The sequence below is a fragment of the Idiomarina abyssalis genome (assembly GCF_900116625.1).
Classification (GTDB): domain Bacteria; phylum Pseudomonadota; class Gammaproteobacteria; order Enterobacterales; family Alteromonadaceae; genus Idiomarina; species Idiomarina abyssalis.
The window spans coordinates 769,703-783,339 of the sequence record NZ_FPBE01000001.1 but is presented as its reverse complement, the minus strand read 5'-3'; the positions used below and the strand labels follow the sequence as shown (position 1 = coordinate 783,339).

The window sequence follows — 13,637 nt, the reverse complement described above, 5'->3', positions numbered from 1 at the left end:
GGCTGATGTGAAAGCAATTCAGATTTCAGAGCAAAAAGTGATATGGAAAGACGGTATTAATTTAAGCGAGCCGCGTGCAGATGAGGTTCAGTTGCGTGTTTTAAGCGCCGGGGTTAACCGCGCCGATCTAATGCAAATAGCAGGGAAGTATCCGCCGCCTAACGGCGTATCCGATATTCCCGGGTTAGAAGTCTGTGGCGTTATAGAGCAGGTTGGCAGCCAGGTTTCCGACTGGAAGACAGGGCAACGTGTTAGTGCCTTACTAGCCGGAGGCGGTTTTGCAGAGCGGGTCAACGTTTCGGCAAAACAACTGCTGGAAGTGCCGGATGACTGGAGTCATGAAACCGCAGCTGGCTGGCTTGAGACTTTTGCTACTGCTTATCTCAATGTTTTCCAGTTAGCCGGGCTAAAACAGGGAGAGCGGGTATTGGCGCATGCCGGTGCCAGTGGGGTCGGAACTTCGCTAATACAGTTGTGCCGTGAAAGCGGTAATGACGTTATTGCGGTCGTAGGCAGCGATGAAAAATCACGATTTTGTCTGAACCTCGGCGCGAAGCATGTTATTAACCGATACCAGCAAGACATTGTTGAAGAAGTTAAGGCGCTGGGAGAAGTCGATGTCATCCTCAATCCGGTTGCCGGCGAATCTATCGCAAAAGACCAGCAGTATTTAAAGCAAGACGGTCGTATTATTTTGATTGGCTTAATGGGCGGTCGTACGGGCGAAGTTGATTTCGGGCGAATGCTAATGAAGCGTCAGAAGCTTATGGGCTCGACGTTGCGGGCGCTGTCTTCAGTACAAAAAGGTCATATTTTAAACGGTTTATGGCATGACTTTAGCGATAAGTTTAAAACCGGTAAAATAAAACCGATTATCGATCAGGTTTTTACAGCTGATGATATTCAAAACGCGCTGGACTATGTTGCGGCGAATAAGACGCAGGGAAAGGTAATACTGAAGTTGGCCGAGCAGTAGTAAATGGTGGAGGGGGCAGGATTCGAACCTGCGAAGGCTGAGCCGTCAGATTTACAGTCTGATCCCTTTGGCCACTCGGGAACCCCTCCACTCAAGTGGCGCGTATAATAACAGTCTTAGCTTAGCTGTAAAGAGAAAACTTAAACTTTTAGGACTTTGGCCGATACAGAACTATCGGTAATTGATAATCCAGAGTCTTAATGAGTCAAGTTTCTGCTGTTCAGAACAATGCCGCTCATTTTTTTGAGCAACACGCGAGCGAAGCCGTTAACCACGGTTTCTCCGGTGAGTTCGCTTATTGGGTCTCGGCACTCGGCGCTGACCCGGTTGTCTCTGAACGCCCAACTGAGGTGAATTGGCAGCGCTCTATCGGTGCAGGCAGGGCAAGACCTTTAGATGTTCAGCCAGGTGCTGTGATGGCCTCAGGCGTTTATGCAACCGTAAGCCAGCTGTCGGACTTTAAATTACAGGACGCGACTCATCCTCAACCCCTCATTCCGGATGCAACGCCGGATCGTTTGCCTTTAGAGCTGATTCAGAACCTGGACTGGAGAGTACGGCAGCGACTTGAGAAGAAAAAGCAACCTCAGGCTGATGACAAAAACGACTACCGACACAAAGGGCCCGCCGGTCTTTACGATGTGCTGCAAAAACTGGGAATTACCCACTAAGCTTTTTATTGGTGTTAAAGAGTTCCCGACAACCTCTCTATATTGCATAATGCTGTTACCATTTCGCAAATTCGATAAAACATGAAGCAACTGCGCCCAGAGGACGAAGATCGTATTGACGCCTTTACTGAGCATTTGTGGCTGCATCATGGTTCCAGCGAAAACACTCAGGCGGCTTACCGTAGCGACTTACGACGTTTTTGTGAGTACCTTATACCCTCGAAAAAATCGCTGATGGACACCGATGAATTAGTACTTCAGGACTACTTGCTTTGGCGCAGAACTCAAGGGCTCTCGCCAAGAAGCACATCGAGATTTTTAAGTTCGGCAAAAAAGTTTTTCCAATTTGCGGTAAAACAGCAATGGGTAGCGGTTGATCCAACTGCGCGCCTGAAGCGTCCTAAATTGCCACAGAGCATTCCTCACTCATTAAGCGAAGCTGACGTTGAGTCGTTATTGCAGCAGCCTGATACAGAAACTCCCATTGGCCTGCGTGACAGAACCATGCTGGAAGTGCTTTACGCTACGGGGTTAAGGGTAACGGAGCTTATTCGTCTGCAGTATGACCAACTGAGCCGCCAGCAAGGCTTGGTAAGGGTTGTTGGGAAGGGAAACAAAGAGCGTTTGGTGCCTTTGGGGGAAGAAGCATTGGAATGGCTGGATACATACTTAAAACATGGCCGTCCGGCGATAACGGATAAAAGCAGTCCCTGGATATTCGTGACACAAAGAGGTTCGTTACTAACGCGTCAGGCATTTTGGTACCGTTTGCGGCATTACGCAGAGGAAGCCGGAATTTATGCTCATTTGTCGCCCCATACGTTACGGCATGCGTTTGCCACGCATTTGTTGAACCATGGCGCCGATTTGCGCGTATTACAGCTGCTTTTGGGGCATAGCGACTTGTCGACCACTCAAATTTACACCCAGGTTGCACGCGAGCGTCTGCAGGCCTTGCATGCTCAGCATCACCCACGCGGTTAATTGCATTTTAGCCGTTAAAAGGGTAGGGTTCGGACAGTTAATTTACGAGGTTATTATGCGCAATTTGATGTTTGTATTAGGGTTTGCGGGGCTGGCAAGTGTCGGCTTTAGTACCAGCGCTGTTGGTGCTGTACAAAATGAAGTTGATGCCCGCCATTTGAATAAAATTGGTATTGAGGTGTTGTCGACCGCGCCGGGTGAAATAGACGGTTATGTCCGTGCTGTTACTAATCAGGGCATGTTTTATGTTTCTGACGATGGTACGCGCTTAATCAGTGGAAATGTTTTCGATATTACCGGTAAGGAGCCTGTTAATTTAAGCGAAGCCGCAATGGCCAATGTGCGCTTAAAAATGCTGGAAGGTTTCACTGATGACATGATTGTTTATCCGGCAGAGAACGAAAAATATGAAGTTACCATTTTCACCGATACAACCTGTGGCTATTGTCAGCGTTTGCATCAAAACATGAGCAGTTATCATGCTGAAGGAATTACCATTAAATACTTAGCCTTCCCTCGTGGTGGTATGAGTAGCAAAGGTGCGCGTCAGTTGCAGACCGTCTGGTGTGCTGATGATAAAAAAGCAGCCATTGCCGCCTTTAAAGATGAAGAAAGTTTTAGCGGCAGCTCTAACTGTTCAAATCCGGTTGCTGAGCATTATCAACTGGGTAAATCCTTTGGCGTAACCGGTACACCAGCTATTATCCTGCCGGACGGACGTATGGTGCCTGGCGCATTACCGGCCTCAAGATTAGTGGCTGAAATCAAAAAAGGTGAGTCGCAGTAATTCATGAGTGACTATGAAATACGTCGTTATCAGGTTGTTGACGATGGTTTTCTGCCGCAGCAAATGCCTCCTTTGTTGCGGCAAATTTATGCACGGCGCGGAGTTCGCAGTGCGGACGAATTGTCTCTTAAAGCTTCAGGGCTTCTTCATTTCTCTTCGCTGAAAGATATTGCTAAAGCTGTTGAACTGCTTCGAACTGCATTAAAAAAGCAGCGACGCGTATGCATCTGTGGTGACTTTGACGCTGATGGAGCGACCAGCTCGGCGCTGATGGTTTCCGCTTTGCAGGCTTTTGGCTTAGAAAAGGTTGGTTACCGTGTTCCGAACCGAATGACAGACGGCTATGGGCTTTCTGTTGCTATGGTAGAACAACTGACCGCAGACAACGTCGATCTTATTATTACCGTTGATAACGGCATTGCGGCAAACGACGCCATCTCTCTTGCGCGGGATAACGGCATACAAGTTTTGGTAACCGATCATCATTTACCTCCGGCGGAGCTTCCTCATGCTGATGCCATTGTTAACCCAAACCAGCAGGGCTGCGAGTTCCCAAGTAAGAATTTAGCCGGGGTTGGTGTTGCATTTTACGTGTTGCTGGCGTTGCGCGCAGCGTTAAGAGAAGAAGGCATTGAGTCTTTGCCCAATCTGGCAGACTGGCTTGATCTTGTGGCTTTAGGCACTGTCGCCGATGTCGTACCGCTGGATTATAACAATCGCGTATTAGTGCAACAGGGTATAGCCCGTATTCGTAAAGGTATGAGCCGCCCCGGAATTAAAGCGTTGCTGGAAGTTGCCAACCGTGACGCGAGTCAGTTGGCAGCCAGTGATTTGGGGTTCGCCCTGGGTCCGCGTATTAACGCTGCAGGCCGGTTAGACGACATTGGGCTCGGAATAGAATGTTTATTAGCGGGTGAGTCCCGGGCAAAGCAGTTAGCGCAGCAACTTAACGATTTAAACCAACAGCGTAAGTCTATTGAAACGGAAATGCGTGAGCATGCCGAAAGTGCAGTCGCGAAATTACGTTTTGACCAGGGGCAGGTACCGGATTTAGTCACCCTGTATCAGCCAGACTGGCATGCTGGTGTTATTGGTATTGTTGCGGGCCGGGTAAAAGAACAGGTGAACCGTCCGGTTATTGCATTGGCGAACGACGATGACAACTTACTAAAAGGCTCGGCGCGTTCGGTCAGTGGCTTGCATATGCGTGACTTACTGGAGCGTATTCATAGTCTGGAGCCTGGCATTATGGAACGTTTTGGCGGACACGCTATGGCAGCGGGGTTAACGCTAAAAAAAGTGAACCTAACGCGATTTTCCGAACTGGCTGAACAAGTCGCATCCGAATGGTTATCGGAAGAACAAAAGCAGCGGGTATTCTGGTCAGATGGTGAGTTGACTGTACCGCAGTTGTCACTCGACAGTGTGAATACTCTGCAAAATGCAGGTCCCTGGGGGCAGCAGTTTCCTGAGCCCATGTTTGACGGGCAGTTCGAGCTGGTTGATCAACGCATTGTTGGCGAACGCCATCTAAAATTGGTGGTGCGCCATCCTCAAGGGGAGTTGTTAGACGGCATCGCTTTTAACGTTGATACACAACAATGGCCAGCGCGGCAGGCTACGGTTGTTGAACTTTTATACAAGCCGCAACTTAATCACTTCCGCGGACGCACAAACGTCCAGTTGTTGGTGGAGCAAATCCGCGCAATACGTTAAACTACGCCCCTTTAAAATAAACAGAATTAGGTAGTCGCATGTTTGAGACCAACGCAACCTACAATAACATTAAAGATATGCGTGAGCGTAGCAATGCGCTTAGGGGGTATCTTTGACTACGATGCTAAGTTAGAGCGTCTGGAAGAAGTTACCCGTGAAATGGAACAGCCCGATGTCTGGGATGATCCACCAAAAGCGCAGGCGTTAGGTAAAGAACGTGCCGCATTAGAGCAAGTAGTAGAAACTCTGGATAAACTTCAGCAAGGTCTGGATGATGTAGAAGGCCTCGTCGATTTAGCTGTAGAGGCTGATGATGAAGATACCTTTAACGAAGCTCAGGAAGAATTATCAGGCTTAGAAAAACAGCTTGAAAACTTAGAGTTTCGCCGGATGTTCTCAAAAGACAATGACTCTGCCGACTGTTATTTGGATATTCAGTCAGGCTCTGGCGGAACCGAGGCTCAGGATTGGGCCAATATGTTACTGCGCATGTATTTGCGTTGGGCTGAAGCGCATGACTTTAAAGCGGAAATTACTGAGCTGTCAGAAGGGGATGTTGCCGGACTAAAATCGGCTACGGTGCGTGTAGCCGGAGAGTACGCTTATGGCTGGCTAAGAACCGAAACTGGTGTTCATCGCCTGGTTCGTAAGTCACCTTTTGACTCAGGTAATCGTCGGCATACATCTTTTGCATCGGTATTCGTTTACCCGGAAGTTGACGACGATATAGACATTGAAATTGATCCGTCAGATTTACGAGTTGATACCTATCGTGCTTCTGGCGCAGGTGGTCAGCACGTTAACCGGACTGATTCCGCCGTTCGCTTAACACACGAACCGACAGGCATTGTTGTACAATGCCAAAGTGACCGTTCGCAGCATAAGAACCGTGACTCAGCAATGAAGCAGCTAAAGGCAAAATTGTATGAGTTTGAGTTACAGAAGCAGAACGAAGAGAAGCAGGCATTGGAAGACTCGAAAGCAGACATTGGCTGGGGCAGTCAAATTCGTTCATATGTTTTAGATGATGCACGTATAAAAGACTTACGTACCGGCGTTGAAAACCGCAATACGCAAGCCGTGCTAGACGGCGCTTTAGACCCATTTATTGAAGCCAGCTTAAAAAGCGGGCTGTAAGTTTAATTTAAGTATCCCGACAGAGGAAAATCGATAATGACTGATAAATCGCAAGCACCCGAAGTAGACGTAAACGAACAGATCGCGCAACGAAAGGCGAAACTGTCGGCGCTTCGCGATAAGGGTATCGCATTCCCGAACGATTTCCGTCGGGACTCGTTAGCGGCCGACTTACATGCAGAATACGATGAAGTGAGCAAAGAAGAGCTGGCTGAAAAGGGCATTCGTGTCAAAGTTGCCGGCCGTATGATGACCCGCCGTATTATGGGTAAAGCGAGCTTTGCCACCATTCAGGATATGAGCGGGAAAATTCAGCTTTATGTTGCCCGCGACAATCTGCCTGAAGGTTACTACAACACTGAATTTAAAAAGTGGGACTTAGGCGATATTATTGGCGCGTCAGGTACGTTGTTCATTACCGGTACCGGAGAGCTGAGTGTTCAGGTAGACGACATACGCTTGCTGACTAAGGCATTACGCCCATTGCCAGACAAGTTTCATGGCTTAGCCGATCAGGAAACACGTTACCGCCAACGTTACTTAGACCTTATTACTAATGACGAGTCACGCAGCACTTTCGTGGTTCGTTCTAAAGTTATTGATTACATTCGTCGCTTTTTAAGTGAACGTCAGTTTCTGGAAGTGGAAACGCCTATGATGCAGGCAATTCCTGGCGGTGCGGCAGCGCGTCCATTCAGTACGCATCACAATGCGCTGGATATGGAACTGTTTTTACGTATTGCGCCGGAACTTTACTTGAAGCGTCTGGTGGTGGGTGGTTTTGAAAAAGTTTTTGAAATTAACCGCAACTTCCGAAACGAAGGTTTATCGACGCGTCATAACCCAGAGTTCACAATGTTGGAGTTCTACTGGGGCTATGCCGATTATCACGACCTGATGGACTTAACCGAGCAAATGTTACGCGGAGCGGCGGAAGCCGTGCTGGGTTCCGCTCAGTTTACCAGCCAGGGTGTTGATTACGACTTCGGTAAGCCATTTGAGCGTATGACGGTACTGGAAGCTATTCTCAAATATATGCCGGAAGTGAAGGTCGAACAGCTGAACGATCTGAACAGCGCGACAGAAATTGCTGAGCAGGTAGGTGTTAACGTTAAGCCTTCCTGGGGTTTGGGTAAAATCCAAATTGAGATATTTGAAACGGTTGCAGAACACCGCTTAATTCAGCCAACCTTTATTACTGCGTATCCGGCGGAAGTATCACCGTTGGCACGTCGTAACGACGACAATCCGTTTGTCACTGACCGTTTTGAGTTCTTTGCCGGTGGGCGTGAGCTGGCTAATGGTTTCTCTGAGCTGAATGATGCAGAAGACCAGGCTGAGCGTTTCCGTGAGCAAGTTGAACAGAAAGAAGCGGGTGATGACGAAGCCATGTTCTATGATGAAGACTACGTTACCGCACTAGAGCACGGAATGCCGCCAACAGCGGGCGAGGGGATTGGTATTGACCGCCTGGTTATGTTGCTTACCGACTCTGCTTCTATTCGTGATGTACTCTTGTTCCCGCACATGCGTCCAAAAGCTGATTAATTGGCCGGCTAAAAATTGCGCAGAAAACGCGTTAACTGCTATAGTCATTTTCTATAGAAAGTTAACGCGTTTTTATAAGCGCAGCATCAAAATGTGAGGCTTGTATGTACTATTCTGAGTTTTCAACGCCGCTGGGAAGAATGTATGCGGTGGCGGACAATCACTCTCTGCTGGGCTTGTATTATCAGGGACAAAAACACTGTCCGGATATGAGCGCATTTGAACCTCGTGAAGACAATAGCGTGCTCCGGGCCGTTACCCATCAAATTCACGCGTATTTCAGCAACTCAAATTATCACTTTGACTTACCACTAAGGCCTCAGGTAACCGACTTTCAGAAACGTGTATTATCTGTGCTATCAACAGGTTGCCGATGAGCTGGAGCAACCTAGCGCAACGCGCGCTGTGGCAACCGCTATTGCGAAAAATCCGCTTATTATTGTGATTCCATGTCATCGGGTTATCGGGCAGGACGGTTCATTACGTGGGTTTGCGGCTGGGCTGGATCGTAAGCAGCAGCTATTAGATTTAGAGAGCAGCGTTGCTGTTGCTTGACTTCCTTTCATACATCTAGGCTTGCCTTTTAAAGAAATATTGATACTTCCCGCGTTTCGCGGCTAATTCTTTTGGGTACGGATATTCGGTTTTAAACCTTTATTATAGATTTGATTTTGTTCATCCTTTCTCAACTTTCGTTATACCCTCTCCGTTTAAAATCTTTGGTGGATTCAGGGAAGTGAAGCGTTAATTCAACTAAAGCAGGTTTATTATAATTTTCTTATGGAAAGTTTGATTTTATGTTGACTTTATAGCATTATTGAAAATCGAGAGTCTACTGTTTCGTTAAACCTTTGAATGTTGAATATATACTTAAAAATATAATTTCTTAAGGATGAGTAATGAAAAAAATCTTAATTTTAATTACGTTTCCTGTGTTATTTATTTATTCTAAACAAGGCCTTACACAGACGAACTTCGAACAATCAAGTCATGGGATCTCATATATGAACATGGCGGGAGGCTTTCATTTTTATGGGCATAGTACAGGTGCATTTGAAATCATTGTGAATGAAGATTTTACTACAATAGGTTTTTCAGACGGAAGTTTTTTGGCTATTAGTAACGCTGAGCAATTTATCTTAAGTTATAACGAGGTTATTGATGAACTTAATAGTGCCAATTTTGACTCTGATCTTTCTAAGGTTCAGATCTCTCCTGAGGCAGCTTTAATTCTACAAGAGTATGAAGCTCACATGGTTGCTTTAGATGATGGCGGTAAGAATGATTGTCCAACTCAGCCGCTGCCTGGTCAATCATGCGAACCGATTGAAATAAAAAGTTTTAAGCAATCAAGTCATAGTTCACTTTTCGAATCAACATATACAACAAATAGCTCAGCATATTGCGAGAGAGTTCAGCGAGAAGTTCAAAAACCATACGCTGGACACTCACATTTATTAACTTGCACCGGCACGGCTAGGCTAAGCCATATGGCGGCCGCGATGAGTATGATAGTGGGGTGTATTGCAGATAGAAGTAAAATAGTTTGTAATTCATTGGTAGTGGCATTTGCAGGATCCGCTGCTAATCTAATCGATGCAGATAAAATGTGTAAGGCTTCTTATCAGGAAACGATTCAGGCGGCAGATGACTGCGATAAAGAGGTTAGGGAGCCTCGTAATAGTAGTGGATTTAAAGACAGTAATGCTCTAATTACAGGGGGACTTTCTATAAATATGTTGCGGCATAACGCTTTGCTTCAATGTGTCAGGAAAGGAAATGTCACGATTACTGATTTAGATGTATCAGTCACATCTTCTAATAACAGTGCTGAGTGTTCTCGTGAAGATTAATAATTTACTTGATAACTATAAACTTCCAGTGAAGCCAAATAATACGATTTATGGCATTTTCCTAATTGTTTTTACTGGTTTACTAGTAATCGTTGGAGAAATTTGGAGTGCTTTGGTTTTAAACTTTCTAGCAGTTGTGTTGTCTGTGACCTGTAGATATTATGATGCCAAATTAGAGCAGCATCAGGAAATCATAAATCAACAAGGCGAGAAAATATTAGAGCTCGAAGCAATGTTGAGAGAAATTAATAAGTGATAGATGCGATGAACTTTTCTTGAAACAAAAAACCCGGCTAATTAGCCGGGTTTCTTTTATCGAAATCAAAAAGCTGTGCTTAGTGATCTTCGCCTTCAGTATGCACGTGACCGTGCTCAAGTTCTTGCTCAGTCGCATCACGAACTTCAAGCACTTCTACGTCAAAGTTCAGGTTAACACCTGCTAATGGGTGGTTACCGTCAACAGTCACTTCGTCGTCTTTTACTTCAACGATAACGACAGACTGCTCGCCTTGATCCGTGCTGGCACGGAACTGCATACCAGGCTGTACTTCGTTGTCGCCGAATAAATTGCGCGGTACAGTCTGGATTAAGCCGTCATGACGCTCGCCATAAGCTTCTTCTGGCTTAACTTCTGCGGTGAAGTTATCGCCAACTGATTTGCCTTCCAGTGCATTTTCCAGACCAGGAATCAGCATGCCACGACCGTGGATGAAGTTCAGTGGGCTGCCATCTTTAGACTGGTCCAGTGTCTGGCCATCTTCCGTTTTAACGGCATAGTTAATAGCCACGACTTTGTTTGGTGCAATGGTTTCGCTCATAAGTTTAACCTAATTGATAAGGCAGTGAGTGTATTTCCAGAAGACTTGCGTCGTCATCCCGAACCCGAATAGCTGTGTCAGCGTCTATATCGCTGGGTAAAACAGCTAGTAAGTCCACGTGGGTGTCGGTGCGGTTCACTGCCATAATGACCGTACCTGCACGACGCCAGTTATCGCCAATGGCTTTCTCTAATTGCATACCCGGGGTAACTTGAGCCGTTACTTTACCGGATAAGCGAAAGAGTGCCCGTTTCTGTTTGCCCAAATACTTCATTCGGGCAATAGTCTCCTGGCCGATATAACATCCTTTGTCAAAACTGATTCCATCCCACGCCTGCAAATTCATCATTTGCGGGACAAACGCCTGGTTGTTTTCAGACGTAAGTTGTGGGCGAACCCGTTCAATTTCCAACGCATCCCAGTAGGGTTGCGAATAATCCGTAGAAATTGGTTGTTGGCTGAGTAACAGATATTGGTCGGGACTTGTCCCAACCTGTATTACCCGGCCATCAAATTCTGATGCAACGCTGGCTGCTTTATTGCCAAAAACACCTGCAATGTTCCAGTCGTCACTGACATCTTCAGCTGTAATTTTACTAAACACACCGTATTTCTTTAATTGTGCCAAAGAGCCTTCAATTGCACTGCGATGCATAATCAGCAATACGGCATCGGCTTCACGACAAAGCCAAAAAACGCTAAAGGCTTTTCCGGTTTGATCACAATGTGCGCCATATAACCAATTATTCTGGTCGAGTTTGCGTAAATCACATGTCAGCTGACCCTGTAAAAAACTGTCAGCATCTGCACCGGAAACAGAAAGGATACCATAATCCGTCAGTTGAACGGAAAGGCTGTCCAGATTTGCGTCACTAAAATGCTGTGTTAACTCAACCACAATGACTCCTTATTAAATGGCTTACGTGGTAATATTAGGGCACATTATCGAATTACAAGGGCAATTGCTGCGGAGATTTTATGTTGCCGTTAAAACAATCGGAAGAAGCACTTAAAGACAAGCGTCGTTTACGTTGGGCCTGCCGCCGGGGAATGCTGGAGCTGGATGTATTATTTGAACCTTTTGTCGATCAGGCTTATGACGAATTGAGCGAAGAGCAGAAAGCAGTATTTCGTCGTCTGGTTACCTGCGATGACCCGGATCTTTTTGCCTGGTTTATGGGACACCAGAAGTGTGAAGATGAAGAGCTCGACGCCATGGTTCAGTTTATGCTGTCACGCGTCAAAGTGTGAATCCTGCTCATTTCTTTAATTTACAGCGGCCAATGGGGACACTGTCTGTTTCTTCATGTGGCCGTTATTGGTGGTGGCAACAGCAGCGCTGGCAGTTTTTTAGTAAAGCGCTGGTTATTGCTGGCTTGTTGGTGCTTTTACCTCTCACCCGTAGAACTGAAACGAATAAAGAAGTACGCCACTGGCTATGGATTTGGTGGTTTCAGCTGCCGCAGGCGCAGCAATTTAAATTGCGACGCCAACTGCAGCAGTTGTCTGATTATTAACACTCAAGAGCTAAGCCTGGGTGATTAACTTAGGAGAGAGTACGGTTGGCTTTGTTTCAGGCAAAGTTTCAGGATAATCGAGTGTATAGTGCAAGCCGCGGCTTTCTTTGCGACTCATAGCACTTCTTACGATTAACTCAGATACCTGAACCAAATTCCGTAATTCAAGCAGGTTATTACTCACCTTAAAGTGAGAATAGTATTCGTGAATTTCGCGCTGCAACAACTCAATGCGATGTAACGCACGCTCCAGCCGCTTGGTAGTGCGGACAATGCCGACGTAATCCCACATAAAGAGTCGTAACTCGTGCCAGTTATGCTGAATAATAACTTCCTCGTCGGAGTCTGCTACCTGACTTTCATCCCAGCCTGGCAGGTGAGTTAAGGCTTGTCGCTGTGACTGTTTCGACAAAATATCTTTAGCCGCGGCACGAGCAAAGACCAAGCACTCCAGTAACGAATTACTGGCCATGCGGTTTGCGCCGTGCAGGCCAGTACAGGCAACTTCACCAACTGCATAGAGGTTCGGTAAATCGGTGGCAGCATTCATGTCTGTCTTTACACCACCACAAGTGTAATGTGCAGCGGGCACCACAGGCATAGGCTCTTTACTGATGTCTATCCCAAGCGACAGGCATTTCTCCATAATAGTGGGGAAATGATGCTGGATAAACTCTTTAGGTTTATGAGAAATATCCAGATACATAGAGTCGGCACCCAGACGCTTCATTTCGTAGTCTATAGCCCGGGCGACGACGTCGCGTGGCGCTAACTCGGCGGACTCGTGAAAGTCAGGCATAAACCGGCTGCCATCCGGACGCTTAAGTAATGCGCCTTCACCGCGCAAGGCTTCGGTGAGTAAAAAGCTTTGTGCGTTGGGGTGAAACAAGCAGGTTGGGTGGAATTGATTAAATTCCATATTAGCAACCGCGCAACCGGCGCGCCATGCCATGGCTATACCATCACCGCTGGCAATATCCGGGTTACTGGTATATTGGTACACTTTACTGGCTCCGCCTGTTGCCAGAACGACACAGCCAGCAGCTACTGTTTCAACCTGTTCTTTAGGGCGACTCCAGATGTAGGCGCCGTAACAGCCGGCAGGTTTCCCAATGCGTGAGCCGGTAATTAAATCAACGGCATTGTAACGCTCTAAAATGGTGATATTCGGGTGTTCTAAGGCCTTCTTCTGCAAGGTGGTTTGTACGGCCTTGCCGGTGGCGTCAGCAGCGTGCAGAATTCGGCGGTGACTATGCCCACCTTCCCGGTTTAAATGGTAGGTAGGGCTGTCATCCTTCGATTGCACCTGATCGAAGCCCACTCCTGCATCAATAAGCCATTGCAGACTTGCGCGGGCATTTTCTGTGGTAAACTTAACCGCTTCGGGGTCACAGAGGCCTGCGCCGGCAATTAAGGTATCTTCGATATGGCTTTCGATACTGTCATTTTCATCGAAAACAGCTGCGATGCCGCCTTGAGCATAAAACGTTGAGCCTTCAGTCAGCGGGCCTTTACTTAGGACGGTGACTTTTAAATCATCAGCCAACTGTAAAGCGGTGGTTAAACCCGCGGCTCCCGAACCAATAATCAGCACATCGCATTGATAATTTGCAACAGGTTCCATAAAGTA

16 protein-coding genes and 1 tRNA gene are annotated in these 13,637 nt (G+C 46.8%); 13 read left to right on the top strand and 4 right to left on the bottom strand.

Going from position 1 to position 13,637, the window contains the following annotated elements:
• The first annotated feature begins 7 nt into the window (after positions 1 to 7).
• A complete protein-coding gene (locus tag BM359_RS03870; RefSeq protein WP_054488141.1) occupies positions 8 to 976 on the top strand; it encodes an NAD(P)H-quinone oxidoreductase in 969 nt (322 codons plus the stop codon).
• Positions 977 to 980: 4 nt separating this feature from the next.
• Here BM359_RS03870 and BM359_RS03865 read toward each other — a convergent pair.
• Positions 981 to 1,065 (bottom strand) — tRNA-Tyr (locus tag BM359_RS03865).
• Between the two features lie 111 nt (positions 1,066 to 1,176).
• Here BM359_RS03865 and BM359_RS03860 point away from each other — a divergent pair.
• From BM359_RS03860 to BM359_RS03820, 10 genes are all read left to right on the top strand, one after another.
• Positions 1,177 to 1,647 carry a VC2046/SO_2500 family protein gene (locus BM359_RS03860; protein ID WP_054488139.1) on the top strand — a complete coding sequence of 157 codons (471 nt, stop codon included), beginning with the start codon at positions 1,177 to 1,179 and terminating at the stop codon, positions 1,645 to 1,647.
• Between the two features lie 81 nt (positions 1,648 to 1,728).
• Positions 1,729 to 2,631, top strand: coding sequence for a site-specific tyrosine recombinase XerD (gene xerD / locus BM359_RS03855; RefSeq protein ID WP_054488138.1), 903 nt, complete (start codon positions 1,729 to 1,731; stop codon positions 2,629 to 2,631).
• 55 nt (positions 2,632 to 2,686) lie between these two features.
• Entirely contained in the window at positions 2,687 to 3,418 is a 732-nt protein-coding gene (gene dsbC, locus BM359_RS03850; RefSeq protein WP_054488542.1) for a bifunctional protein-disulfide isomerase/oxidoreductase DsbC, read from the top strand.
• A 3-nt stretch (positions 3,419 to 3,421) separates the two neighbouring features.
• Positions 3,422 to 5,134, top strand: a complete 1,713-nt coding sequence (gene recJ / locus BM359_RS03845; protein WP_054488137.1) for a single-stranded-DNA-specific exonuclease RecJ — start codon at positions 3,422 to 3,424, stop codon at positions 5,132 to 5,134.
• A 38-nt stretch (positions 5,135 to 5,172) separates the two neighbouring features.
• Positions 5,173 to 6,271 (top strand): peptide chain release factor 2 gene (prfB, locus tag BM359_RS03840; protein ID WP_143441131.1). Its coding sequence is split into 2 segments (ribosomal slippage): positions 5,173 to 5,247 and positions 5,249 to 6,271, totalling 1,098 coding nucleotides; the frame shifts between segments, so codons are not numbered across the junction.
• 36 nt (positions 6,272 to 6,307) lie between these two features.
• Complete coding sequence (gene lysS / locus BM359_RS03835; RefSeq protein WP_054488136.1) at positions 6,308 to 7,819, top strand: lysine--tRNA ligase; 1,512 nt, start codon at positions 6,308 to 6,310, stop codon at positions 7,817 to 7,819.
• 104 nt (positions 7,820 to 7,923) lie between these two features.
• On the top strand, positions 7,924 to 8,196 hold the full coding sequence (locus BM359_RS13195) for a methylated-DNA--[protein]-cysteine S-methyltransferase (RefSeq protein ID WP_143441130.1): 273 nt from the start codon (positions 7,924 to 7,926) through the stop codon (positions 8,194 to 8,196).
• Positions 8,162 to 8,374: a methylated-DNA--[protein]-cysteine S-methyltransferase gene (locus BM359_RS13005; protein ID WP_054488134.1), complete on the top strand. Its 213-nt coding sequence runs from the start codon at positions 8,162 to 8,164 to the stop codon at positions 8,372 to 8,374. The genes BM359_RS13195 and BM359_RS13005 overlap by 35 nt, the downstream gene beginning before the upstream one ends.
• 344 nt (positions 8,375 to 8,718) lie before the next feature.
• On the top strand, positions 8,719 to 9,672 hold the full coding sequence (locus BM359_RS03825; RefSeq protein WP_054488133.1) for a hypothetical protein: 954 nt from the start codon (positions 8,719 to 8,721) through the stop codon (positions 9,670 to 9,672).
• Entirely contained in the window at positions 9,662 to 9,928 is a 267-nt protein-coding gene (locus BM359_RS03820; RefSeq protein ID WP_054488130.1) for a hypothetical protein, read from the top strand. Before BM359_RS03825 ends, BM359_RS03820 begins: the two co-directional genes overlap by 11 nt.
• Before the next feature lie 79 nt (positions 9,929 to 10,007).
• Here the strand turns inward: BM359_RS03820 and BM359_RS03815 are convergent, their stop codons facing one another.
• Positions 10,008 to 10,490, bottom strand: coding sequence for an FKBP-type peptidyl-prolyl cis-trans isomerase (locus BM359_RS03815; RefSeq protein WP_054488128.1), 483 nt, complete (start codon positions 10,488 to 10,490; stop codon positions 10,008 to 10,010).
• Between the two features lie 4 nt (positions 10,491 to 10,494).
• Positions 10,495 to 11,388 carry a CAF17-like 4Fe-4S cluster assembly/insertion protein YgfZ gene (gene ygfZ / locus BM359_RS03810; protein ID WP_054488126.1) on the bottom strand — a complete coding sequence of 298 codons (894 nt, stop codon included), beginning with the start codon at positions 11,386 to 11,388 and terminating at the stop codon, positions 10,495 to 10,497.
• A gap of 80 nt (positions 11,389 to 11,468) precedes the next feature.
• On the opposite strand from ygfZ, the gene BM359_RS03805 reads away from it, so the two are divergent.
• Positions 11,469 to 11,741 carry an FAD assembly factor SdhE gene (locus tag BM359_RS03805; RefSeq protein WP_054488124.1) on the top strand — a complete coding sequence of 91 codons (273 nt, stop codon included), beginning with the start codon at positions 11,469 to 11,471 and terminating at the stop codon, positions 11,739 to 11,741.
• Entirely contained in the window at positions 11,738 to 12,007 is a 270-nt protein-coding gene (locus tag BM359_RS03800) for a hypothetical protein (protein WP_054488122.1), read from the top strand. The genes BM359_RS03805 and BM359_RS03800 overlap by 4 nt, the downstream gene beginning before the upstream one ends.
• Positions 12,008 to 12,017: 10 nt before the next feature.
• Here BM359_RS03800 and nadB read toward each other — a convergent pair whose 3' ends face one another.
• Positions 12,018 to 13,631: an L-aspartate oxidase gene (gene nadB / locus BM359_RS03795; protein ID WP_054488121.1), complete on the bottom strand. Its 1,614-nt coding sequence runs from the start codon at positions 13,629 to 13,631 to the stop codon at positions 12,018 to 12,020.
• Positions 13,632 to 13,637: the final 6 nt, after the last annotated feature.

Excerpts from the sequence above, each read along its gene's own strand:
- xerD (WP_054488138.1), top strand. The coding sequence starts at position 1,729 with ATGAAGCAACTGCGCCCAGAGGACGAAGATCGTATTGACGCCTTTACT.
- BM359_RS03815 (WP_054488128.1), bottom strand. The coding sequence starts at position 10,490 with ATGAGCGAAACCATTGCACCAAACAAAGTCGTGGCTATTAACTATGCC.
- recJ (WP_054488137.1), top strand. The coding sequence starts at position 3,422 with ATGAGTGACTATGAAATACGTCGTTATCAGGTTGTTGACGATGGTTTT.
- nadB (WP_054488121.1), bottom strand. The coding sequence starts at position 13,631 with ATGGAACCTGTTGCAAATTATCAATGCGATGTGCTGATTATTGGTTCG.
- BM359_RS03860 (WP_054488139.1), top strand. The coding sequence starts at position 1,177 with ATGAGTCAAGTTTCTGCTGTTCAGAACAATGCCGCTCATTTTTTTGAG.
- BM359_RS03825 (WP_054488133.1), top strand. The coding sequence starts at position 8,719 with ATGAAAAAAATCTTAATTTTAATTACGTTTCCTGTGTTATTTATTTAT.
- BM359_RS03805 (WP_054488124.1), top strand. The coding sequence starts at position 11,469 with ATGTTGCCGTTAAAACAATCGGAAGAAGCACTTAAAGACAAGCGTCGT.
- lysS (WP_054488136.1), top strand. The coding sequence starts at position 6,308 with ATGACTGATAAATCGCAAGCACCCGAAGTAGACGTAAACGAACAGATC.
- BM359_RS13195 (WP_143441130.1), top strand. The coding sequence starts at position 7,924 with ATGTACTATTCTGAGTTTTCAACGCCGCTGGGAAGAATGTATGCGGTG.
- dsbC (WP_054488542.1), top strand. The coding sequence starts at position 2,687 with ATGCGCAATTTGATGTTTGTATTAGGGTTTGCGGGGCTGGCAAGTGTC.